We start from the raw sequence: 23,982 nt of genomic DNA, 5'->3' as shown, positions 1-23,982 counted from the left end.
GCCGTCTGGGCTTTGTTACTCTTTATCCATGGATCAATTCACGAGTGACAGCGGATGGAGGGGATCGCCGGAGGGCTGGCTGGACGCTGCCTACGAGGCGCTTTTGGACTCTGGCGTCGATGGGGTGAAAATCCAACCGCTTGCAGCCAGGCTGAAGCTGTCGCGCACCAGCTTCTACTGGTTCTTCAAGGATCGCGAAGCGTTGCTGGCGGCGCTTGTGGCGAGATGGCGCGATAAAAACACGGGTTCCCTGATAAGGCAGAGCGAGGCTTATGCTGAATCGATCGCAGAGGCGATGCTCAATGTGTTTGATTGCTGGCTGGATAGATCACTCTTCGATTCGCAGTTCGAGTTTGCGGTGAGAAGCTGGGCCATCCAATCGCCGCAGGTGCAGGCAGATGTAAAGGTTGCCGACGACCAGCGCCTTGAGGCGTTGAAGCGGATGTTCTTGCGTTTTGGCTATTCCGAAGGGTCTGCCGATGTGCGCGCGAGAACGCTGTATCTGGTCCAGATCGGCTATATCTCGATGCAGGTGCAGGAAGATCTTGACATCAGAATGCCGCGGATTGCCGAATATGTCGAGATTTACACTGGCCAAGCGCCGCAGCAGCGCGAAATGGATCGTTTCTGCGCAAGGCACCGATATACGCCGCCACCCGAGATATCGTTGAAAAGATGATGGAACGTGTCGGGATCATTGGCGGCGCAGGATGGCTTGGAAATGCCTTCGCCCGTGCACTGGTCCTGAAAGGCATCGTGCCTGTGGAGCGGCTTTTGTTGTCCTATCGCTCCTCACCCGCAGATTTGCCGGCGGGAGCAAACTGGACCCCTGACAACCAACAGCTCGTCGATGAGTCTGATATTGTTCTCCTGTCAGTCAGACCGGAAGATTTCGGCGCTCTCAAAATCAACGCCGCAGGCAAGCTGATCATCTCGGTGATGGCTGGGATAACGCTAGCGCGCATTTCGGCGCACCTGGGCACGGATCGCGTGGTGCGGGCATTGCCGAATGCAGGGGCCGAGGTTTTGAAGTCCTACACGCCCTGGATAGCCTCGGAAAAGGTCAATTATGATGATCGAGCGCATGTCAAGATCATACTCGCGGCATGTGGTGACGCTCCTGAGCTATCTGATGAGGTCCATGTCGATTACTTTACTGGATTAACGGGCTCGGGTCCCGCATTCCCGGCACTGCTTATGGCGGCGATGGAGGAGGACGCGGTTCGGCAGGGAATAGATCCGGCAATAGCCAACGAGGCGGTTTGCTCGTTGTTGATTGGGATGGGTCGCTTGTGGGAAACCCGAGCACAAAAACCGGAGGACGTGGTCAAGACATTTCTGAGTTATCGTGGGACAACGGCTGCGGCCATTGAAGCCATGCGAACGACAGGGTTCGATCGTGCGGTATCCGAAGGGCTGCAAGCTGCATTTCAGAAATCAGTGTGGTTGGGACGACAGTCCTGACAGCTGCATGGCAGGCGGGAAAAAGCGGCAGCCCGTCATCGTCAGTCGCCGCCAAAAAGGGGAATTGAATGAAAACGCTACTTGCTTCCACATGCCTGGTGTTCGGAATTCTTGGCTCCGCATCAGTTTCCAACGCCGCAGAATGTGGCAGTGTGACCGTTGCTTCCATGAACTGGCAGAGTGCGGAAGTTCTGTCTGCACTGGACAAGCTTATCCTGACCAAAGGTTATGGCTGCGACGTCTCTGTCACCGTCGGTGACACCGTGCCGACAATCACTTCCATGTCTGAAAAAGGTGAACCCGATATTGCGCCAGAAGCGTGGGTCGGTCTGCTGCCAGAAGTTGTCAAACGCGGCACGGACGAAGGCCGTATCATGACGACGGTTGAAGTGCTTCCAGACGGCGGTCAGCAGGGTTGGTGGATTCCGAAATATATCGCCGACGCCCACCCCGACATCAAAACGATCCCTGACATGCTGAAGCACAAGGAGCTTTTCCCCGATCCTGAAGACCCAAGCAAGGGTGCGATCTTCAACGGCCCGCAAGGCTGGGGCGGCACAGTGACGACCTCGCAGTTGTACAAGGCCTATGATGCCAAGAAAGCGGGCTTCAATCTGATCGACACCGGCTCTGCCGCAGGCCTCGACGGCTCAATTGCCAAGGCATACGAGCGCAAACACGGCTGGGTCGGCTACTATTGGGCTCCAACCGCTCTTTTGGGCAAATATCCGATGGTTAAGCTCGAGTCCGGTGCCGGTTATGACGCGGCAGAATGGAAGCGTTGCAACACTGTGGCCGATTGCCCGGATCCGAAGCCGAACACATGGATGCCGGACAAGGTCTATACGCTGGTTTCCACCAAATTTTCCAAGCGTGTCGATCCTGCCGTGATGGAATACCTCAAGAAGCGCGCCTGGAAGAACGAAACCGTCAACAAGCTGATGGCCTGGATGACCGACAATCAGGCCACAGGTGAAGAAGGTGCCAAGCATTTCCTCAAGGAAAATGCTGCCATTTGGACGCCTTGGGTTTCCCCTGAAGCCGAAAAGAAAATCAAGGCTTCGCTTTGATCTGACATCTGCGGCGCGCCTTTCGGTGCGCCGCATTTTTACGCGCACTTACTGCATGATTCCTTAAGCCGGAATCGACTTGAGGCGAAAATTATGCAGCAGATTTAAAGCGTTACAGCATCCTTTGTGCGCCTTACAGCGCGCACGGTGCTGTATTTGCGCGGATAAACAAAAGGGGATGTTGGATGGACTGGTTTTACGAATTTCCACATATGGGCGACGATTCGCTGAGGAACCTCAAAAAGTTCATTGATGAAGGTTTCCGCGGTTTCACGCGCGCCTATGGTGATAGCATAGAGCATCTTTTTTCGCCGCTTCAGCGTTTCCTCATTCTCGCGGATCGCTTCATGGTCGGAACGCCATGGCCGATTATCATCTTGATCATTCTGGCCATTGCCTGGCTTGCCAGCCGAAACTGGAAGGTCGTGCTGGGCTGTTTTGTGACGTTGCTCCTCATTGGCTATCTCGACATGTGGGAAGATACCATGCGGACGATCTCGATGATCTTCGTCAGCACGGTGTTGTCCATTGTTATTGGCATCCCGATCGGCATTCTCATGTCCCGTTCCAAGGGGTTCCGCAGTGTTGTCAGTCCCATTCTTGACATCATGCAGACCATGCCGAGTTTTGTTTACCTGATCCCGGTTGTCATGTTGCTGGGCATTGGCAAAGTTCCGGGCCTCATCGCTGTCGTCATTTATGCCATCCCGCCAATGATCCGCCTGACGGATCTGGGCATCCGCCTCGTCGATAAAGACGTTCTGGAGGCGGCAGATGCCTTCGGTTCATCCAGTTGGCAGCGCTTGAAGAACGTGCAGCTGCCGTTAGCGCTGCCGACCATCATGGCTGGCGTCAATCAATGCATCATGATGGCACTGGCCATGGTGGTTGTTGCATCCATGATTGGTGTTCAGGGATTGGGCCAGCCGGTTCTGAAAGCTATCGCCAATCAATATTTCACATTGGGGATATTTAACGGTCTCGCCATCGTCGGCATTGCCATCATTTTTGACAGAGTCAGTCAGGCCTATGGACAGCGGCTCCAGAAGCATCGGGAGATCGTTCATGGGTAAGGGAAGTTTCGGTGGTATCAAAATCCGCCACTTGTACAAAATTTTTGGCCCCGGTGCGGAAACGCATCTTGAAGCGGTCAAGAACGGGCTGTCGAAATCTGAACTCAACGACCGTTTTGGCCATGTGCTGGGCTTGAAGGATATCAATATTGAAATGCCTTCCGGCTCGATCCAGGTCATCATGGGATTGAGTGGTTCCGGCAAATCAACCCTGATACGTCACATCAACCGTCTCATCGACCCGACCGATGGCGAGGTGTTGGTTGACGGTGCCGATGTCGTGAAGATGAACGCGAAAGAGTTGCGGGAATTTCGTCGCCACCAGACCGCGATGGTGTTTCAAAAGTTTGCACTTCTTCCCCACCGCAATGTTATTGACAACACGCTTTACGGACTGGACGTGCAGGGCATTCCCCGTTCAAAAAGCGTGGACATTGGCATGCGCTGGCTTGAACGGGTGGGCCTCAAGGGGTTTGAAAAAAAATACCCGAACCAGTTGAGCGGTGGCATGCAGCAGCGTGTCGGTCTGGCCCGAGCGCTGTCCAATGATGCGCCCGTTCTGTTGATGGATGAGGCCTATTCGGCTCTCGATCCGCTGATCCGCATGGACATGCAAACGGTTCTTCTCGATATCCAGAAGGAAATCAAGAAAACCATCGTCTTCATCACGCACGATCTGGATGAAGCCTTGCGCCTTGGCGATCAGATCGCCATTCTGCGCGACGGCGAAGTCATTCAGCAGGGCAGCAGTCAGGATATCGTGCTTCGGCCTGCCAATGATTACATCGCCAATTTCGTCAAGGAGGTGAACCGAAGCCGCGTCATCCATGTCGAGGCGGTCATGACGCCCGTGGCCACAGGGCAGCCATTCAACGGCGCTTCGATCACCGTTGGCAGCACGATTGAGGATGCCATAAAGGTGATGACGGCGAATGAGGCGAAAGAGCTTTTCGTGCTTGGCCAATCAGGAGAGGCAATCGGTAAGGTGGATCTACAGACGCTTGCTTCTGCTGTTGTATCGACCGATTGAGCATATGCGTGTTGTCGGTTGCGTATTGTGTGGGAACGTGCTCCCGAGAGTGTCGGGTGAGCGAGCTGTTTCGTCGATAAGTTCAGGAATTAGGTCTGAGGTATCGGGGGCATATCAGCGGTGGGCGGCGCGGGTGAAACGCGCCGCCTCGTTTATTTTTCACGCGTGAGACGGATCCTTGTCAATCACGGCGATAGCATCGATTTCGACCAGATATCCGTAATGCAATTCAGGCACTGGAACGACAGTTCGTGCCGGTTTTGCATCGCCCAGCTTGCCTGCATAAACCTGATTGAAGCGTGGCCAGTTGCTGACGCCTACAATGTAGGCGGTCACCCTGACCAGGTCGGCAGGGCTGCCGCCAGCCGCACGCAGGATCGCCAGCATGTTGTCGATGGCCTGTTCGGCCTGCGTTTCGAACGCGCTATCTTTGAGCGGTGCCCCATCCGTGCGAATGGGAAGTTGCCCCGATATGTAGACATGCTGACCGGCAATCCTGGCCTGCACATAATGGCCTGCCGGAGCCGGAGCCTGATCCGTGTTAATGTCGATGTGTCCAGCCATCACCAACCTCCAAAGCGAGACCAGCGGGCCTCGACGGTATGCGATGTACCGCGTACCACATGATAGGCATCGTGCTGCGCGCCTGTTGCACAGGCATGGTTTGGAAGGATTCGCACTCGGTCGCCCACCGCAAGATCGGGCAGTTGCGCACCGGATCCCGGCCGTGCGGCGAGAATGCCATGTTCCTGATTGGCATCGGCGACGATGATGTCGCTGTACAGTTTGCCCTCAATGTCGCAGACCAGACCATAGCCCTGATCGACAGCCTGCTTGCTGGTACCGCGATCACGCGACAAGGACATCCACCCACCGTCGGTGATGATCCAGCCCTTCTCGCGCTGGTGGCCGATAACGGTCGCCATTACACTCATGGCGATGTCATCGATCTGGCAGATGCCAACGCCTGCCATGAAGAGATCGAAAAATACGAAGACGCCCGCCCGCACTTCTGTCACGCCCGACAAGTCGAGCGCGTGGTGGGCGGTTGGCGTGGAGCCAACGCTGACAACCGGGCATGGCAGGCCGGAAGCATGCAGGAATTGTGCTGCTTCAACAACGGCGGCGCGCTCGGCTTCGGCAAAACGCTCCTGCGCTTGCGGCCCTCCGCCCTTGTAGCTGTCACCTGCATGGGTCAGAACACCGCGCAATTCTGCACCCGCAGCCAATGTCTGCCCGATTTCGAGCAGGAGGGCCTGATTGGCAGGTGCCACGCCGGAGCGATGGCCGTCACAATCAATCTCGATCATCGCCGGGATGCGCATCCCGGAGGTGATCGACGCTTCGGCAACAGCGCGGGCCTGATCCACATTGTCGAGAATAACCACCAGATCGACACCCCTCGCCCGCAATTCGAGAACGCGCGCCAGTTTGGAAGGCGTAATGCCGACCGCATAAATCATGTCGCGAACACCCGCCGAGGCAAATTGTTCGGCTTCCTTCAGCGTGGAAACGGTTGCCGGTCCCTCCGGGGTGGTCATCACCCGGCGCGCAACCTCCGCAGACTTTGAGGTTTTCAGATGCGGGCGCAGAGAAACGCCGAGGCCATCAAGCCGGGTCCGCAGCCGGGCAATGTTACGCTCCATCCGCTCTGTGTCCAGCACCAGACAAGGCGTTTCCAACGTTTCAAGAGTCATTGCTGTTTCTGTGCGCCCGAACGTCTCAGCTGCGACCTGTTGTGTCGATGTCATTTTCTAAGCCTTTGTTTATATGTCTTTTGAGTTCTGGTTCTATCAAAATCCGAGAATGGATTTCGTCTCCAAATATTCTTCGAACCCGTAGACCCCGTATTCGCGCCCGTTGCCGGATCGTTTGTAGCCACCGAAGGCTGCGGCGCCGTCCCAGGCGGGGTAGTTGATATGAACCTGACCGGCGCGGATTTGTGCAGCGACCTTACGGGCGCGCTCCTGATTGGAGGACTGCACATGCGCACCGAGGCCGTATTCGGTGTCATTGGCAATGGCCACCGCCTCTTCCTCATCCTTGTAGGGCATGATGGACAAAACCGGACCGAAGATTTCTTCGCGCGCGATGCGCATGTCAGGCGTCACGCCGGAGAAGACCGTGGGGTGGGTGTAATAGCCTTGGTTCAGCCCGTTCGGGCGGCCGAGACCACCGGAAACCAGTTTGGCTCCGTCATCGATACCGGCCTTTATCATCGTCTGCACCCGCTCGAATTGTGCGCGGTTGGCAATAGGCCCCATGCTGGTTTGTGGATCAAGCGGATTGCCGACAACGAGCGCTTCAACCGTCTTCAAAGCCAGAGCCTCAACGTCGGCAAGCCGATGCGCAGGGACGAGCATTCGCGTGGGGGCGCTGCAAGACTGCCCGACATTGCGCATACCCGCCAGCACACCTTTGGGGACTGCCTCTTCGAAATTGGCGTCGTCAAGAAGAATATTTGGCGACTTGCCACCAAGCTCCTGAACCACGCGCTTCACAGTCGGGGCCGCAGCCTGAGCAACCAGCACGCCTGCGCGGGTTGAGCCGGTGATGGAGATCATGTCCACGTCAGGATGGCTTGAGAGAGCGGCCCCGACGCTTTCTCCTGTGCCGTTGATCAGATTGAACACGCCCGGTGGTGTGCCTGCATCATGCATCAACTGGGCAAAGAGCAGCGCGCTATAGGGCGATAATTCACTAGGTTTGAGCACGATGGTGCAGCCAGCGGCAATGGCCGGAGCGACCTTGGCGGTGATTTGGTAAAGCGGCCAGTTCCAGGGGGTGATCAAGGCGCAGACGCCGATGGCTTCCTTGGCCGTCGCCCTGGTGCCATCGACGGTCACGAACTGGTATGTCTCCAGCACGTCCATCTGCACCCGGATATGCTCGGCGGCAAAAGGCACTTGAGAGGCGCGGGCAAAGCTGATTGCCGCTCCCATTTCCATCACGAGAGCCTGAGCAAATGTCTCCGCGCGTTCCTTGAGAAGGCTATGCATACGGCCAAGCAGGGCGCGCCTTTCGGCCACAGGCATTTGCGAAAAGGCGGGAAATGCCTTGCAGGCGGCGGCGACAGCAAGATCGACATGGCGGGCGCTGCCGCCAGCCACATGGCCCGTCACCTCTTCCGAGGCCGGATCAACAACAGGTAAACGCTCCACATCCGTAAAATCCTGCCACTGGCCGTCGATGTAGAAACTGTTTTCTCGTTCGATCATAGAGGTGTCCTTGCGCGGTAACGTGACAGCCATTCAAGCGCCCAGGCTGGAACGGCCAAAAGAGAAAGTCTGGGCAATCGGCGACGCTTATTGCTCGATTAAAGATCGGATCGATACCGAGCCCGCCCTTGGGCCATGAGGGCTGCACGGATCGCAAATTCTGTGTTCTGTTTGTCTTTCGGGAAAAGCCGGGCTCGACTTTTCCCTGACAAACGCTAGCCGACGGTTTGGCTCACCAGCGAATAGGTTATGGGTGCGCCGACCTCACCAGATGTGAAATCTGCCATCGACTTGCCCAGTGACATGGTTAACACCGTGTCGAAGACAGCAAGGCCACTGCGCACAACGAAAAGCGCGAAATCACCGGCTTCGAAATGTGTATCAAGACGCAGAAATCGGCCCTCGTGATCGCGGATATGTGGTGCCACGACGGCCATGGCATCCTCATCACCGGATGCCACAATCGGACCGACCACAGAGCCACGCCCGAAGCGGCGGCACAGTGCGAAAGCAACAAGGCGGTTGTCGCGAAAGAGGCCATAGCCATTCGAGTGCTGAAAAAGCTTTTCCATCAACCCCGCCCGCGCCGCGCCAAAGGCTCCTGCATCCAGTGCGATTGCGGCTGGCAGATCGTCGACCGTCATCCGCCGACACATGCCTGAGACTGGCATATCTTTCGGGGGATTGGTCACGATGCCCTGACACTGATAGACCTTTTTTTCAGGTTTGAAGTCGAGTGACAGATAAAGTCGCTGTGCTGCCCGCGTTGCATTGAGCCGAAGATTGACGCCGGACAATTCCTTTAGCGCATGCTCCATCAGCCAGAGGCCTGTGCCTTGGGTCTGAAGACGCGGCGAGGTGATGACCATGCCAATGGTTGCCAATTCCTCCGATTGGCTGAACCACATGGCAGAACCCATGATCCGACCGATTTCGTCGGTGGCCACCACGCCCTTTCCGACCTCGCGCAGGAATTGCCAATCCTCGGCGCGATGCGGCCAGCCGACTGAAATCGACAGCGCATGAAGCTGCTCGAGATCGGCATCGGCCACATTGCCAATTTCCATGGCAAAGGCATCGATCTGAAGTTTTTTGCTCGGCATCAAGGTCCCAGTCACCGCTCCATCCTCGCACTGTTGTCGACCAGGCTGCCGCAATGATGTGGGACAGCAGCCCCATCATAAAGTGTCCTTACCGCAGAATTCGCTCGAAAATTCCGCTACCGCGCAACATTCAACCGAAACACGCGCAGGTTCGGCATGGAATCCTGCCAAAAACTGCCATTCTGAGGCACCGCCGAACCATGTTACATCCGGCTCAACGCCGCATCGGGGAATGTATGACCGCAACCGAAATTCTTGAAAAGCTGGTGTCTTTCGCCTCTGTCGTCGGCACACCAAACCACGATATCGTCGCCTGGATCCGCGATTACCTGAAAGCACATAATGTCGAGGCGGCAGTGTTTATGGGCCCCGAAGGTGACCGCAGCAATCTTTTTGCAACAATCGGGCCTGCGGATGTACCGGGCTATATCCTGTCTGGCCATATGGACGTGGTGCAGGCCGAAGCGATTGAGTGGACCACCGCGCCGTTTCAACTGCGCCGCGATGGCGAAAAGCTCTTTGGGCGCGGCACGACCGACATGAAGGGCTATCTCGCCGCAGCTTTGGCAGCCGTTCCTCAATTGGCAAAGGCCAAACTCAAGCGGCCAATCCATCTTGCCTTTTCCTATGACGAGGAGGCCGGATGCCGCGGCGTGCCACATCTGATTGCCCGGCTTCCCACGCTCTGTGCCGCCCCTCTGGGTGCCATCATTGGCGAGCCAAGCAATATGCGCGCTGTGCTTGCCCACAAGGGCAAGGCGGCAGCCCGCCTTACCGTGCGCGGTCGCGCCGGTCATTCGTCACGGCCCGATCTCGGTCTTAACGCCGTTCATGCCATGGCCAGCGTGCTCAATGCCGCCATAGAGCACGCCGAAAACCTCACCCACGGACCTTTCGAGCAAGCCTTTGAGCCGCCCTATTCCTCGCTGCAAGTTGGCACCATTGCTGGCGGCAAGGCAATCAACATTATCCCCGATCTCTGCACACTGGAGCTGGAAGCCCGCGCCATCTCCGGCGTCAACCCGGACAGTCTGCTGGCTCCGATCCGGCAAAAAGCGCAGACGCTGCGCGCCGCTGGCTTCGAGATTGAGTGGGAGGAGGTCAGCGCCTATCCCGCGCTGGCTCTGCCTTGTGAAAGCGCACTCGCCCGGCTTTTGGAAGACATGACTGGCCAGACGCCGATTGGCGCGGTCAGCTATGGAACCGAGGCGGGTCTGTTTCAAGCGGCTGGCGTCGATGCCATTATTTGTGGTCCCGGCGACATCGGCAGGGCCCACAAGCCGGATGAATTTATTCTCACAAGCGAGCTTGCCGCCTGCCAGAGCTTTATTGAAGCGCTCGGTGCGCGCTGCGCTGCGTGATCAGCCCTTATACCCGAAGGCCGGAGGGACAAGTTTTGCTCCACTCTCGACCTGATGTCCCGTTTTATCGAAGCAATACCTGAAAGGATTGACATGACCCTTCTCAAAACCCTCGACCCGAACCCGACCTTTGCGCCACGCGAATCCGGCCCGCTGCCTGAACGGTTGATTGAAGGCTCACCCGCCTTCAAGACCTGGGCCATGGACGATGCGAAAGACGGCCTGGTTCTTTCTGGCGTTTGGGAAGCAACGCCCGGTGTGACGAAATCCATCAAGGGTGAAGTTTTCGAGTTTTGTCACATCCTCTCCGGTGTTGTCGAAATCACTCCCGACGGCGGTGAGCCGATCATCTATAAGGCCGGTGACAGTTTTGTCATGAAGCCCGGCTTCACCGGTGTCTGGAAGACGATTGAAACCGTTCGGAAAATCTACGTCGTCGTCAACTAGCGTTTTTCAGGGAAAAGTGGAATCCGGTTTTCCCGAAAATACCAACGAAAACAAAGATTGTTGGCGCGCCTTGCGGACCGCACCCGGAGAAAAAGCATGAAGACCTATAGAATAGCATTGATCCCGGGTGACGGAATTGGCCGTGATGTCACCGACGCCGCCTGGGGCGTGTTGCAAGCGGTTGCGGCGCGCTCCGGCTTTGGGCTGGCCGCCACAGAATTTCCGTGGTCCTGCGCCTTTTATAAGGAAACCGGCCGGATGATGCCGGAAGATGGCATTGAAACGCTGCGCGCCTTTGACGCGATCTTGCTGGGTGCGGTTGGCTGGCCTGCGGAGGTGCCGGATTCGGTCTCGCTGCACGGGTTGCTGCTGCCGATCCGCAAGGCTTTCGTGCAATATGCCAATATCCGCCCTCACCGGCTGTTGCCGGGGGTTCAGGGGCCGTTGAAGGCCGAAGCTTTCGACATTCTCTGCATTCGTGAAAATACGGAGGGTGAATATTCCGGTGCGGGCGGGCGCGTCCATCAGGGGCTCGACAATGAAGTGGCCGTCGAGACCTCGATCTTCACCCGAAAGGGGGTCGAGCGCATCATTCGCTTTGGCTTTGAGCAAGCTCGCACCCGTCGCGGCAAGCTCGCTTCCGTCACCAAGTCGAATGCGCAGAAATATTCCATGGTTTTCTGGGATGACATCACCAAGGCACTCGCCGCCGAATACCCGGATGTCGAGGTGAAGAGCTATCATGTTGATGCGCTTGCGGCCCGCATGGTCATGGCACCGGAGAGCCTCGATGTCATCGTCGCCTCCAACCTGTTTGGCGATATCCTGACCGATTTGGGTGCAGCCATTCAGGGCGGCCTCGGCTTTGCGGCCTCTGCCAATATCAACCCCGACCGCTCCGCGCCGTCAATGTTCGAGCCCGTCCATGGTTCGGCGCCGGACATCGCGGGCAAGGGCATCGCCAACCCCATGGCGACGATCTGGTCCGGTGCAATGATGCTGGATCATCTCGGCGAAACGGCTGCTGCCGCGCGCATCATGACCGCCCTTTCCACTGTGACCGCAAAGGGCATCGGCACAATACCCGGCAAGGACAAGACGGACACAATCACCGCTGCGGTCACAGCCGCGCTTACCTCTGAATAAGGACACTTCTATGCTGAACCTCAAAGACCAGAGCCTTTTTCGCCAAGCGGGGCTGATCAATGGTGAGTGGATCGCGGCACGCTCGAGCAAAGCGGTCGATGTCATCAATCCTGCCACGCAAGCAAGTTTCGGTAGCGTGCCCGATATGGGCGGCGAGGAAACTCGCGTTGCCATTGCAGCGGCTGAAGCTGCCTTCAAGCCTTGGAGGGCAAAGACCAATGCGGAACGCGCCCAGCTGCTTGAAAAATGGTTCGATCTGATGATCGAAAATGTCGAGGATCTGGCGCTGATCCTCACCTCTGAGCAGGGCAAGCCGCTGGACGAAGCACGCGGTGAAATCCGCTACGGTGCCTCCTTCGTCAAGTGGTTTGCCGAAGAGGCCCGCCGCATCAACGGCCACACCATTCCCTCGCCCACGCGCGACCGCCGCATTATCGTGCTCAAAGAGCCGGTCGGTGTTTGTGGTATTATCACCCCATGGAACTTTCCCAATGCAATGATCACCCGCAAGGTTGCCCCGGCGCTGGCGGCTGGTTGCACGGTGGTGATCAAGCCGTCGGAATTCACCCCCTATTCGGCGCTGGCGCTTGGCGTGCTGGCCGAACGTGCCGGTATTCCCGCCGGTGTCATCAACATCGTTACCGGCATGCCCACCGAAATCGGCAATGAGCTGATGGCCAATGAGACGGTGCGCAAGATTTCCTTCACCGGCTCGACCCGTGTCGGCTCGCTTTTGATGCGCGGGGCCGCAGACAGTGTGAAGCGCTTGAGCTTAGAGCTCGGCGGTAATGCACCTTTCATTGTTTTCGATGATGCCGATCTTGATCTGGCTGTCGAAGGCGCTCTGGTGTCCAAATTCCGCAACGGTGGCCAAACCTGCGTCTGCGCCAATCGCATTCTGGTGCAGTCCAGTGTTTACGACACCTTTGCCGCCAAGCTGAAGGCTCGTGTTGATGCGATGAAAGTCGGCCCGGGCACCGAGGCTGGTGTCACCATTGGTCCGATGATCAACCGCGCCGCTATCGACAAGATCGAACGTCATGTCGCAGATGCGCTGTCCAAGGGCGCGAAAATCATCACGGATAAACCGGCTATGCCGAATGGCGCGCAATATACGGCACCAATCGTGCTGACCGATGCCACGGTTGATATGCAGCTTGCCACCGAAGAAACGTTTGGTCCGGTTGCCCCCCTCTTCCGCTTCGAGACCGAGGAAGAAGCGATCGCCATTGCTAACGGCACGCCGTTTGGCCTTGCTTCCTATTTCTATACAGAAAGCATGAAACGCGCCTGGCGGGTTGGCGAAGCGCTGGAGTTTGGTATGGTTGGGCTCAACACGGGCATTATTTCCATGGAAGTCGCGCCCTTCGGCGGTGTCAAACAGTCTGGCCTGGGGCGCGAAGGTGCGCAAGTGGGTATCGAGGAATATCTGGAAACGAAGGCCTTCCATATGGGCGGGCTGGTCTAATGCATTTGCAGGGTCTGTCAGGTTCAGAGTGAACCAGACAGACGCTGAAATGCTTTGTTTTCGTTTGCGGGGCAATAAAAGAAGGCGCGGATTGTTTCCAATCCGCGCCTTCTTTTTGCACAGCCTTCTTTTTGCACAGGGAGGAGGTTATTGAAACCGATCCAGCATTTTGTAATATTGTCCCACCAGCGGCAGAAACCACGGTTTGCCGAAATGGCCGGGAACAGCGGGCCATGGATAGTCGCGCATGGGGTTGCGGTCAGCACGCCCAAGGATAGCGTCTGCAATGATCATCCCGAGGTGGGTCGATAGCTGCGCGCCGTGGCCGGAATAGCCCATGGCATACCATAGGCCATCATGAAAACCCGCCCGCGGATAGCGGTCAGCAGTCATATCGACCAGCCCGCCCCAGCAATAGTCGATGTCGATGCCCTTCAATTGCGGAAAAATGCGTTCCATGCTTTCGCGCAGGATCGCGCCACTCTTCTCATCCGAGCGTTGATCGGACGTTGCCGAAAATCGGGCGCGGCCACCGAAAATCAGGCGATTGTCCGGTGCAAGCCGCCAGTAATTGCCAATATTCATGGTGTTGACGCAGGTGCGATTGCCCGGCATCACCATCTGGACTTCACTGTCGGTCAGCGGGCGCGTGGCAATCAGAAAACTGCCCACCGCGATGATACGGCGTCGGAACCAGTTGAAGTTGTTCGGAGTATAAGCACCTGTCGCCATGATGACGTTGCGTGCAGTCACAGTTCCACGCGGGGTTTGCAGCGTGTGAACGCCGTTTATCTCCTTATGCTCCGTCACCGGCGTGCGCTCGAAGATGGCAGCGCCGTGACGTGTGGCAGCCTCGGCCAGACCAACAACGTAGCGGCCCATATGCATCATGGCACTTTTCTTCGACAACATCGCGCCAAAGAATGGCGAACCGACCTCGCTCTTTAAATCATCGGCGGAAAGCAATGCCGTGTCCGGGTCGCATTCAGCATGAAGCGCCTCGAAATTGCGCGTGATCGCCTCAAGGTGTTTCGGTTTGGAGGCCAGCTTCAGCTTGCCGGAGCGGCGGAAATTGCAATCGATGCCCTCTTGCGCGATCAGCGCTTCGATGGTGTCGATGGAATCGTCCAGCGCGTGATAGAGCGCAATGGCGCGCTCTTTCCCCAGCTCGGCTTTGGCTCCGAGATAGCTGTGCGCCAATCCGTTGTTAAGGTGTCCGCCGTTGCGGCCCGATGCGCCGAAGCCGACGCGCTCTGCTTCCAGCACAACAACTTTTGCCCCGGCCATGGCCAGTTGCCGGGCGGCGGCAAGCCCGGTAAAGCCCGCGCCGACAACGGCAACATCATAATTTCCTTCGACCGGGCCTTGCACAGCAGTTGCAAAGGCCGGGGCCGTGTCATGCCAATAGGAGACGAATTTCATCGGCTTTGCCTTTGCTTCCTGCTTTGCTTGATTGTCGATGGTTGGGATCAGAGACCGACCACACCCGGAAGCCCGGAAATGTCGGCGATTTCGGTGTAGCCATAATAAGGGTTGGCTGGCTCGTGACCACGATTGACCCAAACCTTGTTCTTGAAGCCAAGATCGTGCGCAGACATGAGATCATAGCGGAAGGAGGAGGAGACATGCAGTACGTCTTCGGGGCCACAACCTAGCATGTCCAGCATATATTCAAATGCCTTGAAGCGTGGCTTATAGGCTTGCGCCTGCTCGGCCGTGTAGACGGCGTGGAAGGGGGCTCCGAGCTTTTCGACATTCGACATGATTTGCGAATTCATGGCATTGGAGAGAATGACCAATGGAATTTCCTTGGCCACTTTGGCCAGACCCGCCGGAACATCCGCGTGCGGCCCCCAGGTTGGTACGCGCTCATAGACCATTTGCGCGTCTTCGTCCTTGAATGTAACGCCGTTGGCTTTGCAGGTGCGCGAGAGAGAGTTGTGCACCACTTCCGCATAGGGTTTCCAGGCCCCCATGATTTCGTCAAGGCGATAGGCGGAGAAGTTTCTGATGAACTTCTGCATGGCCTGCTCATCGAGCTGGTCGCCGTAAAGATCGCGGGCGGCACCGGCCATATCGAAATGGATCAGCGTGCCGTAGCAGTCGAAGGACACATATTTTGGGCGAATGGCCATTAAGTTCTTCCTCTGGCGTTTTGTTTCAATGCACCCATCATAGGACGGGTCATGCCGCGTCGGTGGGCCGAATTGACCCATCGGAAAAGCACAAAGTTTTTAATCTGCTGCTTCGTTTGGCACACTATTGCACACCAGACCGTCTTTCACGCTCGGCAAGGCGCGCTTCTCAGGCATGGCCCGGCGCAGTCACAGCATAAGATGCCGCGTCGGCCTTGCGCTTCGGCGGAAGATAGCGCGTGAGCCTCGGCATTCAGATGAATAGCTTCTCCATCTTGTCCGAGACTTCAGGTGACGAAAGGAAATGTCCATGCAAAACCAGATCGAGCAAAACCAGATCGACCTCGTTGCCTTCGGGCCAGAGCATCTTGACGAAGCCGTTATGCTGTCACGCGCCGAAAGCTGGCCGCACCGTCCTGAGGACTGGTTGATGGTGCATCAATTGAGTAAGGGTGCTGTCGCGACTGACGGTAAGGGTCGCGTTGTCGGTACGATCTTTGTCAGCCCCTTTGGTGATGATTTTGCGACGATCAACATGGTGATCGTCGATAAGTCCATGCGGGGACTTGGCCTTGGGCGCAAGCTCATGGAGCGGGCGTTTGAGTTGGCCGGAAAGCGGCCTTTGCGCCTGATTGCCACAAAGGAAGGCCTGCCACTCTACGAAAAACTGGGGTTTGTTGCCACAGGCACCATTCGCCAGCACCAGGGCGATGTTCATACCGTTGCACCTCCGCAAGGCGTTGAAGACATGCAGGCCAAGGACATTGCCGCTGTCAGAGCGCTGGATCATAAAGCATATAATGCTGATCGTTCAGCCCTCTTTGATGCGCTGCTGGAGCGTGGCAAGTTTGCCGTGGTGCGCAAGGGAGATGAGATCGTTGGCTGGGCGGCCATTCGTCCTTTTGGGCGCGGTGAAGTTGTTGGCCCTGTTATTGCGCCAGACCTGGAAACAGCCAAAGCACTGATTGCGTATTTCGTGTCCTCTCGCCAGGGCTCATTTATACGGATCGACACGGCAAGTGAAGCCGAGCTTGCACCGTGGCTTGCCGAGATCGGTCTTGGCCATGTTGGCGGCGGTGTAACCATGCGTCGTCCTTTGATCGAAGATGCCCAACAGCACCAGCATAAAATTTACGCCCTTGTCAGCCAGGCCCTCGGCTAGAGTTTATCAGGGAAAAGTGGTTTCCGGTTTTCCCAAATTGACAAACTCAAAAAAGCAAAAGCAAACCGGAGAACGTCCATGCTCGCCAATTCCCTGATCGAACTCGATCGTGCCCATCTTATTCACCCAGTTGCCTCCTATCGTGGGCATGAGCGGCAGGGCGTGCGTGTGCTGAAATCGGCCTCCGGTGCAACGGTCACCGAAGCCAATGGCCATCAGTTGGTTGATGGTTTTGCCGGTCTGTGGTGCGTGAATGCGGGCTATGGCCATGAGAGCATTATTGAGGCCGCAACAAAGCAGCTGCGTGAGCTTCCCTATGCCACCGGCTATTTCGATCTCGGCTCGGAACCCGCAATTCGACTTGCTGCTGAACTGGCGGAGCGGGCACCGGGCGATCTCAACCGGGTTTATTTTACCCTTGGCGGCTCCGATGCGGTGGATTCCACCATCCGTTTCGTCCGGTATTACTGGAATGCCAAGGGCCAGCCACAGCGCGATCAGTTTATTTCGATCCAGCAGGGCTATCATGGGTCCAGCACGGTCGGTGCCGGGCTGACGGCGCTTCCTGCCTTCCACGCTGGTTTCGGCCTGCCTTTCGACTGGCAGCACAAGATTGCCTCGCCCTATCCTTATCGTAATCCGGTCGGCTCTGACGATGAAACAATCATTGCGGCCTCGCTGGCCGCGCTGAAGGCGAAAATTGAGGAGATTGGCCCGGATCGCGTGGCAGCATTTTATGCCGAACCCATCCAAGGTTCCGGCGGCGTTATTGTGCCGCCTAAGGGTTGGATCAAGGCCATGCGCGATCTGTGCTCCCATTACGGCGTGCTCTTTATCGCCGATGAAGTCATCACCGGCTTTGGCCGCACCGGTCCGCTTTTTGCCTGTGCAGATGAGGGCATTGTGCCCGACATGATGACGGTCGCCAAGGGCCTTACCTCTGGCTATGTGCCAATGGGCGCAGTCTTCATGGCCGATCATGTCTATGACGTGATTGCCGATGGTGCAGGCGAAACAGCGGTTGGCCATGGCTTTACCTATTCCGCCCATCCTGTCAGTGCTGCGGTGGCGCTGGAAGTGCTGAAACTCTACGAGGGTGGACTTCTTGATAATGGCGTAAAGGCTGGCAAGCGGCTGCTTGAGGGGCTCAACACCCTTCGGGATCACCCGCTGGTCGGCGACATTCGTGGCCGGGGCATGCTTTATGGTGTCGAGCTTGTGACCGACAAGGCGAAGAAGACCCCGCTTCCGCCAGCCAGCCAGCCAGCGCGGCGCATTTTTGACCGCGCATGGGAAAATGGCCTTGTCATCCGCGCCTTTCCGCAGGGCGTGCTTGGCTATGCACCGCCGCTGTGCTGCACGGATGCCGATATTGACGCGATTGTTGAGAGGACACGTCAGACGCTCGACCAGACCCTGAATGATGCAGACATTCGGCAGGCAATGGCCTGAGAAATAGAAATGGCCTGCGGCACCATTTCGCCGAAATATCGTCGCAGGAACCAAGTTCGCAATTTTATGCTGCTTTTATGGACCAAATCAAACGATACGCCGCGGCGAACATGACACACTGCTACTGCATAATTCCTTAAATCGGGATCGTTTTAAGAAGAAAATTATGCAGCAGATTAAAAGCGTTACAGCATCCTTTGTGCGCCATATATGCCGCACGGTGCTGTAACAACAAGGCCGGAGACTGAAATCAGCCTTTTGGCAAAAGCAAGACACGGATCTGACCGTGGTAGAACCAAAGCGCCTGCGCCGGTCACGGTGCATCAATGGGAGAAGGCGCAGACACAAGGTACTTTGAGCCAGAATTCACCAGGGCCGGGAAGTCCGCACAAGACGGACGTCACCCAATCAAAACAAAGAAGGGGAATGACATGACCGATACCATTACCAACTGGACCAAATCCGACGACGCCCGCGTCGAAGACGCCATTCGTCGCGGGGCCTCTCGACGCGATCTTCTCAAGATGATGCTGGCCGGCGGTGTCGCGCTCTCGGCTGGCGGAGCGGTTTTCAGTCGTGCCGAACGCGCGGTTGCTGCAACGCCGGTCTCGGGTGGTCATTTGAAGGCGGCTGGTATTTCGGCCTCCAACGCCGATACGCTTGATCCGGCCAAGGCCGCTCTCAGCACAGACTATGTGCGCTGCTGCTCACTATATAACCGTCTGACCTTCATCGATGTAACCGGCGATCCCCAGATGGAGCTTGCTGAAAAGCTTGAAACCAAGGATGCCAAGACCTGGACCGTGACGCTGCGCAAGGGCGTGACCTTCCATAATGGCAAGGCCCTGACCTCTGCCGACGTGGTGTTTGCCCTGAAGCGTCATCTCGATCCTGCCGTCGGCTCGAAGGTTGCCAAGATCGCTGCCCAGATGACAGAAATCAAGGCAATTGACCCCCTGACCATCGAAATTGTGCTCAAGGCAGCCAACGCCGACCTGCCTTTCATTCTGGCGTTGCACCAGTTCATGATCGTCCAGGATGGCACCACCGACTTCTCCAAGGGCGTTGGCACCGGTGCTTTTGTGCTTGAAACCTTTGAGCCGGGCGTTCGTTCTATCGTCAAGAAGAACAAGAATTACTGGAAGCCGGGTCTGCCAAACCTCGATTCCTTCGAATTCTTTGCGATCTCCGATACCAGTGCCCGCGTCAACGCTTTGCTTGCAGGCGATATTCAATTTGCCTCCGCCGTCGACCCGCGCTCGGCCAAGCTGGTTGAAGCCCAAAAGGGTTTTGAGCTGGTGAAATCGACTGTTGGCACCTATACCAACCTGAATATCCGTCTCGATATGAATAAGCCCGATTTCGTCATGGGCATGAAGCATATCGTGGATCGTGAGCAGATCATTGCGGCAGCGCTGCGCGGCTATGGTGAAATCGGCAACGATCAACCGATTTCCAAGGCCAATGTTTACCACAATCCAAACCTGAAGCCCAAGGCATTCGATCCCGACAAGGCCAAGCACTATTTCCAGAAGGCAGGTGTTCTCGGTCAGTCTATCCCGGTCATTGCCTCTGAAGCTGCCGACTACTCTATCGACATGGCGATGATCATCCAGTCCTCTGCCGCTGAGGTCGGGCTGAAGCTTGATGTTCAGCGCGTGCCATCTGATGGTTACTGGGACAAGTACTGGCTCAAGGCACCCATCCATTTCGGCAATATCAACCCACGGCCTACACCGGACATCTACTTCTCACTGCTTTACTCGTCTGATGCACCGTGGAACGAAAGCCAGTACAAGTCGCCCAAGTTCGACTCGCTGATGCTGGAAGCACGCGGAATGCTCGATCAGGCCAAGCGTCACGAGATTTACAACGAGATGCAGACCATGATTTCGGACGAGGCCGGCACCATCATCCCGGCCTACTCAACCAATGCTGATGGCATCTCCAGCAAGGTGAAGGGGCTGCTGCCCAATCCGCTTGGTGGTATGATGGGCTATGCGATGGCGGAATATATCTGGCTGGAATCCTGATTGCCGTGACGTCGTAAATGGTGGCGGAGGGCTTGTGTCCTCCGCGCCGACTGTTGATGATGTGACATGTAAGGGGGCTGAAGGTCATCTTGCATCTGTCCTGCCATAGCAGCCGGTTTCCTTTGGTGGAATGCCCGTCAGGGGCGCCAAGACAGTCAAATCAAGACAGCCAAGCCAGGTCAGCCAAGCCACAGCATGTTTCTGCAAGGGATGCTTTGGAGTTTGTCAGGAAGAAGGGCGATCTTATTTCCAGAAAAGACAGACGAAAACAACGAGTAATCCTAAAAAACGGCGTGGCTGCTGTGCTGCAAAACACGGTTGGAGATTTTTATGAACGCTGAAATCGCAAGCATGGTCGGAAAGCGGCTTTTCTTAAGCCTGATCACCCTCCTTATTGTGTCGTTTGCGGTTTTCTTCGCCACGAACATGCTCCCCGGCGACACTGCCGCCATTCTCCTCGGTCAAGCTGCCACGCCGGAAGCCGTGGCGGGACTTCGCCATGCCATGCATCTGGACCAACCTGCCGTCTTTCGCTTTTTGCGCTGGATCGCAGGCGTTCTGACCGGTGATCTCGGCACGTCTTACGCCAATAACATGCCCATCGCCAAATTGATCGGCGACCGGTTTGTCAACACCATGGAGCTTGCGGGTATCACAGCACTTGTTTCTGTTCCGCTCGCGCTCACACTGGGCATTACCGCCGCGGTGATGCGCGGTTCGATCTATGACCGTATCGTCACCGTGCTGACCATTGGCGTGATTTCCGTGCCGGAATTTGTGGTGGCTTCGACGGCGGTGCTGATCTTTGCGGTTTATCTGAAATGGCTGCCTGCGATTTCTTTTGTCAACGAGGTGCATTCGTTTGCGGATCTGTTACGGATGTATGCAATGCCGGTTGTGACGCTGACCTTTGTGGTGTCGGCCCAGATCATCCGCATGACGCGCGCCGCCGTTATTGAGACGCTCTCGACACCTTATGTCGAGATGGCATTGCTGAAGGGGGCGTCGCGCCGCCGCATTGTGCTGAAGCACGCTCTGCCCAACTCGCTCGGCCCCATTGTCAACGCGCTTGCGCTTTCGCTCTCCTATCTCATCGGCGGGGTGATCATCATCGAAACCATCTTCAACTATCCCGGCATCGCCAAACTCATGGTCGATGCGGTTGCGACCCGCGACCTGCCGTTGATACAGACCTGCGCCCTGATCTTTTGTCTCGGCTATCTGATCCTGATTACGATTGCCGATATTGTCGCAATTCTCTCCAATCCGAGGCTCCGCTGATGACGCAAAGCGCCCCGTCAACCTCCCGCCCCGGCTTTTTCGGTTACACGTTCAGCCCTGTTGGTATGCTGGCCCTTTTGGTCATCCTCTTCTGGTCGGCCGTGGCCATCCTTGGTCCTCATATCGCGCCCTATCCGATCGGCAAGATCGTCGATATGGATTATTTTGGCCCGATCAGTTCCAAGTTTTGGCTCGGTTCGGACTATCTTGGCCGCGATGTGCTGTCGCGCATCATTCTGGGTGCACGCTACACGCTCGGAATCGCGCTCGCCAGCGTGCTGATTGCCGCAAGCAGCGGTGTCATTCTTGGCATGGCGGCGGCCGTTATCGGCGGCTGGTTTGACACCGCACTCAGCCGCTTCATGGATGCGATGATTTCCATCCCCAGCAAGCTTTTCGGTCTGGTGGTTGTGGCAGCCGTCGGCTCGTCGCTCCCTGCTCTCATCATGACGCTTGCCGTTATCTATATCCCCGGCTCCTATCGCTTTGCCCGCGCACTGTCTGTGAACGTCAACACTATGGATTTCGTCACGGTTGCCCGCATTCGCGGTGAAAATACCCTTTATCTGGCGGTGTCGGAAATCCTGCCCAATATCATTCGCCCGGTGCTGGCTGATTTCGGGCTTCGTTTCGTCTTCATTGTTCTGCTGTTGTCGGGCTTGTCGTTTCTTGGCCTTGGCGTGCAGCCACCGCTGGCGGACTGGGGTGCGCTTGTGCATGAGAATATTCAGGGACTGTCATTCGGCTCGGCGGCCGTCATCGCGCCATCCATAGCCATTGCCAGCCTGACAATCAGCGTCAACCTGCTGATCGATAACCTTCCCCGCAAGATCCGTGACCGGAGCGTCTGACATGAGCAAGCTTGTCGAAATCAAGAACCTGCATGTCGAGGCCACCACCGATTCCGGTCGACGTATCGAAATCATCAAAGGCGTCAATATCGACATCGCCAAAGGCGAGATTGTTGCACTGATCGGCGAAAGCGGCTCGGGCAAAACCACCATTGCTTTGACGCTGATGGGACACACCCGCCCCGGCTGCCGTATTTCGGATGGATCGCTTCTGGTTGACGGTAAGGACATGGCGAAACTTTCCGAGCGCGAACGCGCGGCCGTGCGCGGCACGGAAGTGGCCTATGTGCCGCAAAGTGCTGCCGCTGCCTTCAATCCCTCGCAGACGATCATGGATCAGGTCATTGAAGTGACCCGCATTCATGACCTGATGACGCAAGACAAGGCCCGTGAGCGGGCGATCGAGCTTTTCAAGGCCCTGTCCCTCCCCTCGCCCGAGACGATTGGCAGTCGCTATCCGCATCAGGTTTCTGGCGGACAGTTGCAGCGTCTTGCCGCAGCCATGGCGCTGATTGGTGGGCCAAAGCTTGTTATCTTTGACGAGCCGACCACGGCGCTGGACGTGACCACCCAGATTGATGTTCTCAGGGCCTTCAAGTCGGTGATGAAAGCGGGTGCCATTGCAGGCGTTTATGTCTCGCATGACCTCGCTGTCGTTGCGCAGATTGCCGATCGCATCGTCGTGCTCAAGGGTGGCCAAGTGCAGGAGGAGGGCACAACGCAAACAATTCTCTCAGAGCCCAAGCATCCCTATACGCAGGAGCTACTGGCTGCTTTCGAGCCGAAAGAAACGCAGTTTGCCAGCCAGCCTTTGGAAAAGCAGCGCCCGCTTCTTGATATCGAGAATGTCATTGCGGGTTATGGACCAATCCAGCCCAATGGCCTGCCGTTTGTTCAGGCGGTGCGCTCGGTCAGCTTGTCTGTCGAAAAGGGCCGCAATCTCGGGATCATTGGCGAATCCGGCTGCGGAAAATCAACATTGGCCCGCACAATTGCCGGCATCCTGCCCGCCAACGCTGGCAATATTGTTTTCGACGGCAAGGAACTCGACCACAGCGCCCGTGGTCGCACACGCGACCAGTTGCGCACGATGCAGATTGTCTTTCAATATGCCGATACGGCGCTCAACCCCGCAAAACCCATTGATGACATTCTCGGCAGGCCTTTGAGCTTTTATCACGGCCTTCGGGGCAAGGCGCGTTCAGCGCGCGTGGAAGAATTGCTCGATATGGTGCAATTGCCCAAAGCGCTGCGCTATCGCCACCCTTCCGAGCTTTCCGGCGGGCAAAAGCAGCGTATCAACTTCGCCCGGGCGCTTGCGGCCAATCCGAAGCTGATCATCTGTGACGAGATCACCTCGGCACTTGATACCGTTGTTGCCGCAGCGATTATCGAACTGCTCAAGGAATTGCAGCGCGAACTCGACCTTTCCTATATTTTCATCAGTCACGATCTTTCGGTGGTTGAGGCGATCTGTGACGAAATCGTGGTCATGTATCGCGGAGAAAAGGTTGAGCACCTGACACGCGAGGATGTAAAAACGCCGAGCCATCCCTATTCCAAACTGCTTTTCTCGTCAGTGCCAAAGCTGGACCCCACCTGGCTGGACAAGCTCGTGCTGGAGCCGGAACTGCTGCGAAAATACGGCGGTGCGTGAGGCGTCATTCGCCTCACCTGACGCTTCATGC

General features: G+C 56.7%; 21 protein-coding genes. 15 read left to right on the top strand and 6 right to left on the bottom strand.

Annotation, left to right across the window (positions count from 1 at the left end; genetic code table 11):
- Positions 1 to 28 precede the first annotated feature (28 nt).
- From E6C51_RS17155 to E6C51_RS17135, 5 genes are all read left to right on the top strand, one after another.
- Positions 29 to 679, top strand: a complete 651-nt coding sequence (locus E6C51_RS17155) for a TetR/AcrR family transcriptional regulator (RefSeq protein ID WP_190236883.1) — start codon at positions 29 to 31, stop codon at positions 677 to 679.
- Positions 676 to 1,464, top strand: a complete 789-nt coding sequence (locus E6C51_RS17150; protein WP_190236882.1) for a pyrroline-5-carboxylate reductase family protein — start codon at positions 676 to 678, stop codon at positions 1,462 to 1,464. Before E6C51_RS17155 ends, E6C51_RS17150 begins: the two co-directional genes overlap by 4 nt.
- A 68-nt stretch (positions 1,465 to 1,532) precedes the next feature.
- Positions 1,533 to 2,534: an ABC transporter substrate-binding protein gene (locus tag E6C51_RS17145; protein ID WP_146937596.1), complete on the top strand. Its 1,002-nt coding sequence runs from the start codon at positions 1,533 to 1,535 to the stop codon at positions 2,532 to 2,534.
- Between the two features lie 185 nt (positions 2,535 to 2,719).
- Complete coding sequence (locus E6C51_RS17140; protein ID WP_190236881.1) at positions 2,720 to 3,607, top strand: ABC transporter permease; 888 nt, start codon at positions 2,720 to 2,722, stop codon at positions 3,605 to 3,607.
- Positions 3,600 to 4,637, top strand: coding sequence for a quaternary amine ABC transporter ATP-binding protein (locus tag E6C51_RS17135; RefSeq protein ID WP_146937600.1), 1,038 nt, complete (start codon positions 3,600 to 3,602; stop codon positions 4,635 to 4,637). Before E6C51_RS17140 ends, E6C51_RS17135 begins: the two co-directional genes overlap by 8 nt.
- Before the next feature lie 159 nt (positions 4,638 to 4,796).
- Here the strand turns inward: E6C51_RS17135 and E6C51_RS17130 are convergent, their stop codons facing one another.
- From E6C51_RS17130 to E6C51_RS17115, 4 genes are all read right to left on the bottom strand, one after another.
- The gene (locus tag E6C51_RS17130) at positions 4,797 to 5,201 is read right to left on the bottom strand and encodes a RidA family protein (protein WP_190236880.1); all 405 of its coding nucleotides are present in this window, start codon (positions 5,199 to 5,201) and stop codon (positions 4,797 to 4,799) included.
- The gene (locus E6C51_RS17125) at positions 5,201 to 6,334 is read right to left on the bottom strand and encodes an alanine racemase (protein ID WP_190236879.1); all 1,134 of its coding nucleotides are present in this window, start codon (positions 6,332 to 6,334) and stop codon (positions 5,201 to 5,203) included. Before E6C51_RS17125 ends, E6C51_RS17130 begins: the two co-directional genes overlap by 1 nt.
- A 96-nt stretch (positions 6,335 to 6,430) precedes the next feature.
- Complete coding sequence (locus E6C51_RS17120) at positions 6,431 to 7,855, bottom strand: aldehyde dehydrogenase family protein (protein WP_190236878.1); 1,425 nt, start codon at positions 7,853 to 7,855, stop codon at positions 6,431 to 6,433.
- 215 nt (positions 7,856 to 8,070) lie between these two features.
- Positions 8,071 to 8,958 (bottom strand): GNAT family N-acetyltransferase, encoded by an 888-nt coding sequence (locus E6C51_RS17115; protein WP_190236912.1) that lies wholly within the window; start codon positions 8,956 to 8,958, stop codon positions 8,071 to 8,073.
- Positions 8,959 to 9,194: 236 nt separating this feature from the next.
- Between E6C51_RS17115 and argE the strand changes: the two genes are divergently transcribed.
- The 4 genes from argE (at position 9,195) to E6C51_RS17095 (ending at position 13,380) form a co-directional block, all read left to right on the top strand.
- Complete coding sequence (gene argE, locus E6C51_RS17110) at positions 9,195 to 10,319, top strand: acetylornithine deacetylase (RefSeq protein WP_190236877.1); 1,125 nt, start codon at positions 9,195 to 9,197, stop codon at positions 10,317 to 10,319.
- Between the two features lie 93 nt (positions 10,320 to 10,412).
- Complete coding sequence (locus E6C51_RS17105) at positions 10,413 to 10,766, top strand: cupin domain-containing protein (RefSeq protein WP_146937614.1); 354 nt, start codon at positions 10,413 to 10,415, stop codon at positions 10,764 to 10,766.
- Positions 10,767 to 10,862: 96 nt separating this feature from the next.
- Positions 10,863 to 11,912 (top strand): tartrate dehydrogenase, encoded by a 1,050-nt coding sequence (locus E6C51_RS17100; protein ID WP_190236876.1) that lies wholly within the window; start codon positions 10,863 to 10,865, stop codon positions 11,910 to 11,912.
- 10 nt (positions 11,913 to 11,922) lie between these two features.
- Entirely contained in the window at positions 11,923 to 13,380 is a 1,458-nt protein-coding gene (locus tag E6C51_RS17095) for an NAD-dependent succinate-semialdehyde dehydrogenase (protein WP_190236875.1), read from the top strand.
- A 147-nt stretch (positions 13,381 to 13,527) separates the two neighbouring features.
- Here the strand turns inward: E6C51_RS17095 and E6C51_RS17090 are convergent, their stop codons facing one another.
- The gene (locus E6C51_RS17090; protein WP_190236874.1) at positions 13,528 to 14,802 is read right to left on the bottom strand and encodes an NAD(P)/FAD-dependent oxidoreductase; all 1,275 of its coding nucleotides are present in this window, start codon (positions 14,800 to 14,802) and stop codon (positions 13,528 to 13,530) included.
- 47 nt (positions 14,803 to 14,849) lie between these two features.
- Positions 14,850 to 15,515: a haloacid dehalogenase type II gene (locus tag E6C51_RS17085; RefSeq protein ID WP_190236873.1), complete on the bottom strand. Its 666-nt coding sequence runs from the start codon at positions 15,513 to 15,515 to the stop codon at positions 14,850 to 14,852.
- Between the two features lie 310 nt (positions 15,516 to 15,825).
- Here E6C51_RS17085 and E6C51_RS17080 point away from each other — a divergent pair, with 310 nt between their 5' ends.
- The 6 genes from E6C51_RS17080 (at position 15,826) to E6C51_RS17055 (ending at position 23,951) form a co-directional block, all read left to right on the top strand.
- Positions 15,826 to 16,677, top strand: a complete 852-nt coding sequence (locus E6C51_RS17080) for a GNAT family N-acetyltransferase (RefSeq protein WP_230987394.1) — start codon at positions 15,826 to 15,828, stop codon at positions 16,675 to 16,677.
- Positions 16,678 to 16,755: 78 nt separating this feature from the next.
- Positions 16,756 to 18,129 carry an aspartate aminotransferase family protein gene (locus E6C51_RS17075; protein WP_190236872.1) on the top strand — a complete coding sequence of 458 codons (1,374 nt, stop codon included), beginning with the start codon at positions 16,756 to 16,758 and terminating at the stop codon, positions 18,127 to 18,129.
- Positions 18,130 to 18,560: 431 nt separating this feature from the next.
- On the top strand, positions 18,561 to 20,162 hold the full coding sequence (locus tag E6C51_RS17070) for an ABC transporter substrate-binding protein (protein ID WP_190236871.1): 1,602 nt from the start codon (positions 18,561 to 18,563) through the stop codon (positions 20,160 to 20,162).
- Between the two features lie 330 nt (positions 20,163 to 20,492).
- Complete coding sequence (locus E6C51_RS17065; RefSeq protein WP_146937628.1) at positions 20,493 to 21,443, top strand: ABC transporter permease; 951 nt, start codon at positions 20,493 to 20,495, stop codon at positions 21,441 to 21,443.
- A complete protein-coding gene (locus tag E6C51_RS17060) occupies positions 21,443 to 22,294 on the top strand; it encodes an ABC transporter permease (RefSeq protein ID WP_190236870.1) in 852 nt (283 codons plus the stop codon). The genes E6C51_RS17065 and E6C51_RS17060 overlap by 1 nt, the downstream gene beginning before the upstream one ends.
- Before the next feature lies 1 nt (position 22,295).
- Positions 22,296 to 23,951, top strand: coding sequence for an ABC transporter ATP-binding protein (locus tag E6C51_RS17055; RefSeq protein ID WP_190236869.1), 1,656 nt, complete (start codon positions 22,296 to 22,298; stop codon positions 23,949 to 23,951).
- Positions 23,952 to 23,982: the final 31 nt, after the last annotated feature.

Origin of the sequence: Gillisella terrae, from assembly GCF_004801395.1 — a bacterium.
GTDB classification, from domain to species: domain Bacteria; phylum Pseudomonadota; class Alphaproteobacteria; order Rhizobiales; family Rhizobiaceae; genus Allorhizobium; species Allorhizobium terrae.
Note: the sequence above shows the minus strand (reverse complement) of the source record. Positions and strands in the feature narration are given on the sequence as shown.

Excerpts from the sequence above, each read along its gene's own strand:
- E6C51_RS17135 (WP_146937600.1), top strand. The coding sequence starts at position 3,600 with ATGGGTAAGGGAAGTTTCGGTGGTATCAAAATCCGCCACTTGTACAAA.
- E6C51_RS17090 (WP_190236874.1), bottom strand. The coding sequence starts at position 14,802 with ATGAAATTCGTCTCCTATTGGCATGACACGGCCCCGGCCTTTGCAACT.
- E6C51_RS17080 (WP_230987394.1), top strand. The coding sequence starts at position 15,826 with ATGCAAAACCAGATCGAGCAAAACCAGATCGACCTCGTTGCCTTCGGG.
- E6C51_RS17145 (WP_146937596.1), top strand. The coding sequence starts at position 1,533 with ATGAAAACGCTACTTGCTTCCACATGCCTGGTGTTCGGAATTCTTGGC.
- E6C51_RS17150 (WP_190236882.1), top strand. The coding sequence starts at position 676 with ATGATGGAACGTGTCGGGATCATTGGCGGCGCAGGATGGCTTGGAAAT.
- argE (WP_190236877.1), top strand. The coding sequence starts at position 9,195 with ATGACCGCAACCGAAATTCTTGAAAAGCTGGTGTCTTTCGCCTCTGTC.
- E6C51_RS17085 (WP_190236873.1), bottom strand. The coding sequence starts at position 15,515 with ATGGCCATTCGCCCAAAATATGTGTCCTTCGACTGCTACGGCACGCTG.
- E6C51_RS17075 (WP_190236872.1), top strand. The coding sequence starts at position 16,756 with ATGCTCGCCAATTCCCTGATCGAACTCGATCGTGCCCATCTTATTCAC.
- E6C51_RS17065 (WP_146937628.1), top strand. The coding sequence starts at position 20,493 with ATGAACGCTGAAATCGCAAGCATGGTCGGAAAGCGGCTTTTCTTAAGC.
- E6C51_RS17115 (WP_190236912.1), bottom strand. The coding sequence starts at position 8,958 with ATGCCGAGCAAAAAACTTCAGATCGATGCCTTTGCCATGGAAATTGGC.
- E6C51_RS17095 (WP_190236875.1), top strand. The coding sequence starts at position 11,923 with ATGCTGAACCTCAAAGACCAGAGCCTTTTTCGCCAAGCGGGGCTGATC.
- E6C51_RS17155 (WP_190236883.1), top strand. The coding sequence starts at position 29 with ATGGATCAATTCACGAGTGACAGCGGATGGAGGGGATCGCCGGAGGGC.
- E6C51_RS17055 (WP_190236869.1), top strand. The coding sequence starts at position 22,296 with ATGAGCAAGCTTGTCGAAATCAAGAACCTGCATGTCGAGGCCACCACC.
- E6C51_RS17125 (WP_190236879.1), bottom strand. The coding sequence starts at position 6,334 with ATGACTCTTGAAACGTTGGAAACGCCTTGTCTGGTGCTGGACACAGAG.
- E6C51_RS17060 (WP_190236870.1), top strand. The coding sequence starts at position 21,443 with ATGACGCAAAGCGCCCCGTCAACCTCCCGCCCCGGCTTTTTCGGTTAC.
- E6C51_RS17100 (WP_190236876.1), top strand. The coding sequence starts at position 10,863 with ATGAAGACCTATAGAATAGCATTGATCCCGGGTGACGGAATTGGCCGT.
- E6C51_RS17120 (WP_190236878.1), bottom strand. The coding sequence starts at position 7,855 with ATGATCGAACGAGAAAACAGTTTCTACATCGACGGCCAGTGGCAGGAT.
- E6C51_RS17070 (WP_190236871.1), top strand. The coding sequence starts at position 18,561 with ATGACCGATACCATTACCAACTGGACCAAATCCGACGACGCCCGCGTC.
- E6C51_RS17140 (WP_190236881.1), top strand. The coding sequence starts at position 2,720 with ATGGACTGGTTTTACGAATTTCCACATATGGGCGACGATTCGCTGAGG.
- E6C51_RS17130 (WP_190236880.1), bottom strand. The coding sequence starts at position 5,201 with ATGGCTGGACACATCGACATTAACACGGATCAGGCTCCGGCTCCGGCA.
- E6C51_RS17105 (WP_146937614.1), top strand. The coding sequence starts at position 10,413 with ATGACCCTTCTCAAAACCCTCGACCCGAACCCGACCTTTGCGCCACGC.